Source organism: Bradyrhizobium sp. P2_E8 (assembly GCF_056403875.1).
Genome location: NZ_JBFUES010000965.1, coordinates 1 through 2779, shown reverse-complemented (window position 1 = coordinate 2779; position 2779 = coordinate 1). Strand labels below are relative to the sequence as shown.

Annotated in this window: 3 protein-coding genes; all 3 read left to right on the top strand. The window is 65.8% G+C overall.

The features are described 5' to 3' along the window. Nucleotides 1-1229: MFS transporter (locus tag AC1D00_RS35060; RefSeq protein WP_477013830.1), on the top strand; the 1229-nt coding region annotated here is incomplete at its 5' end. A gap of 54 nt (nucleotides 1230-1283) precedes the next feature. Then, complete coding sequence (locus tag AC1D00_RS35055) at nucleotides 1284-1805, top strand: MOSC domain-containing protein (RefSeq protein WP_135174300.1); 522 nt, start codon at nucleotides 1284-1286, stop codon at nucleotides 1803-1805. Continuing rightward, nucleotides 1802-2758: a PDR/VanB family oxidoreductase gene (locus AC1D00_RS35050; protein ID WP_477013829.1), complete on the top strand. Its 957-nt coding sequence runs from the start codon at nucleotides 1802-1804 to the stop codon at nucleotides 2756-2758. Before AC1D00_RS35055 ends, AC1D00_RS35050 begins: the two co-directional genes overlap by 4 nt. Nucleotides 2759-2779: the final 21 nt, after the last annotated feature.

Sequence of the window (2779 nt, the reverse complement as noted above, 5' to 3'; positions counted from 1 at the left end):
GCACCGCGGTCGAATGGTACGACTTCCTCATCTACGGCACGGCGACCGCGCTGGTGTTCAACAAGGTCTTCTTCGCGGCCGGCAATCCCACGCTCGCCACCATCGCCGCCTTCGGCACCTATGCGGTCGGTTTCCTGGCGCGGCCGCTGGGCGCTGCGATCTTCGGTCATTACGGCGACCGGGTCGGCCGCAAGGCGATGCTCGCGATCACGATCATGGTGATGGGCATCGGCACCTTCCTGATCGGCCTGCTTCCGACCTACCAGCAGATCGGCATCGCCGCACCTTTGCTCCTGATCGGCCTTCGTTTCCTCCAGGGCATCGGCCTCGGCGGCGAATGGGGCGGGGCGGTGCTGATGGTGGTGGAGAACTGTCCGACGCACCGCCGCGGCCTGCTCGGCAGCATGGTGCAGGTCGGTAATCCCATCGGCAATCTCGCCGCGATCGGCATGTTTGCGCTGGTGGCGAGCCTACCGGAAAGCGACTTCATGACCTACGGCTGGCGCATTCCCTTCCTGATCTCGATCCTCCTGGTCGGCGTCGGTCTCTACATCCGCCTCAACATGGAAGAGACCGCGGCCTTCCGTCAGGTCCAGGCCAAGAAGGACGTCGCGAAGCTGCCGCTGGTCGAGATCTTCAGGCATCACCGCAGGCCGTTCTTCACCGCGGTTGGTCTGAAGATCTCCGAGATCGCCTATGCCAGCATCGGCGGCGTGTTCGTGATGTCCTATGCCACGGCCAATCTCGGTCTGTCGCGCACGGTGGTGCTGAATGGCGCGTTCGCCGCATCGCTGGTCGCGCTGCTTGCCATTCCCTTGTTCGGCTGGCTGTCCGACCTCGTCGGCCGCAAGACGATGTTCTATGCGAGCTGCCTGTTCTCGGCGCTGTTTGCCTTCCCGCTGTTCTGGCTGCTCAATACCCGCGATCCCACCATCGTCATCTGCACCATCGTGGTCGCGATCACCTTCGGCCAGATGGTGATGTTCGGCATCGGCGCGCCCTGGTACTCCGAGCTGTTCACCGCGCGGCTGCGCTATAGCGGCGCCTCGCTCGGATTTCAGGTCGGTGCGGCCCTGAGCGGCGGGTTGACGCCGCTGGTCGCTGCGTCTCTGATGGCCTGGAGCGGCGGCGCAACCTGGCCCGTCTCGCTGCTGCTGATCGCCTGCGCGGCCATCACGGCAACGGCGACGACGTTCGCGCCGGAAATGGCGAACAAGGAACTGACCTGATCCCGCGGCGCGCCGCGTCTTGCGGCGCGCCATCGCTTCTCACAAGGATTTGTCATGCTCGACACCGTCAGCGCCGGCTCGGCGCAGAAGACAGCGCAGCTCGGCTGGACCGGCGTGGTGCGCTTCCTCCATCTCGCCCCGCGTGCATTCCTGCCGATGCGCGCAGCTGAAACGATCACCCTCGTCGCCGGCAAGGGGATCGAGGGCGACCGCTACATGATCGGCAACGAAGAGGGGTTTTATTCGCACAAGCCGGAAGAGGGCCGGCAGGTCACCCTGTTCGAACTCGAGACGCTGGTAGCGCTCAAGCGTGATGCCGGCATCGAGCTCGGCCCGGAGGAGCATCGGCGCAACGTCACGGTTGAAGGCGTGCCGCTGAATCATCTGGTCGGCCGCCGCTTCTGGCTCGGGGAAACCCTGCTGGAGGCAACCCGTCTGTCGGTGCCGTGCCGGCATATCGAAGAGATCACCGGCAAGGCGATCTTCGATCCCCTGATCAATCGCTCCGGCCTGAACTGCAAGATCCTGCAAGGCGGCACCGTCAAGGTTGGCGATACCGTGCGGAACGCGGCATGAAGGTGCGTCCGATCACGACGATCAAGACGGTCGTCACCGGCATCGAGGAGGCGGGGGCAGGCATAAAACTGTTCACACTGGCCGATCCCGACCGTTGGGAGTTGCCGCCCTTCAAGCCCGGCGCGCACATCGACCTGCATCTGCCGAACGGACTCGTCCGCACCTATTCGCTGTGCAACGAGCCCGCCGACCATGCGCGCTATGTTGTAGCGGTCAAGCGTGAGGCTGATGGGCGTGGCGGTTCCCGCGCGCTTCACGACGAGGTTRCAATCGGCGACGTGATCGGCGTCTCGCTGCCGCGCGGCGGGCTCGATCCCGGTGCAGGCATTGCGCGCCAGGTGTTCATCGCCGGTGGCATCGGCGTGACGCCGTTCCTGTCGATGGCGCGGCATCTTTCGCGAACTGGCGATGCCGACTTCGTGCTGCATCTGGTCGTGCGCGAGGAGATGCCGCTCGCCGCGCATCTCGCGCCGCTGATCGATGCGGGCCGTGTCGTCGTGCACTGCACCTCGCGGACCGGGCGTCCTGATCTCGCGGCGCTCATCGGGGAGGGCGGGGCGGACACGCTGGTCGCCTGTTGCGGGCCGGAAGGCATGACTGAGGCTTTCGAGCAGGCGATCGCAGCCTGGCCCGCCGCCAATGTCCATATCGAGCGCTTCATCGCGCCGCCGCCGGTCATCGATCCCGACGCAAAGCCCTTCACGCTGTCACTGGCGCGCTCGGGCGCCGAGATCCATGTGCGCGCCGGTCAGACCATGCTCGCCGCGTTGCAGGAAGGCGGCGTCGACATCGCGACCTCCTGCTGCGGGGGCATCTGCGGCGCCTGCAAGGTCGGTTGGATCGAGGGCAAGCCCGTGCACCGCGACCGCATCCTGTCGCCGTATGAGCGCGAGCGCTATCTCATGGTTTGCGTCGCCGGATCAGACGCGGAACGGCTGGTGCTGGATCTCTGAGCTACCAGTGCACGCTCTGGC

Bases quoted from the DNA above. Each gene is read 5' to 3' on its own strand.
- AC1D00_RS35055 (WP_135174300.1), top strand. From the start codon at position 1,284: ATGCTCGACACCGTCAGCGCCGGCTCGGCGCAGAAGACAGCGCAGCTC.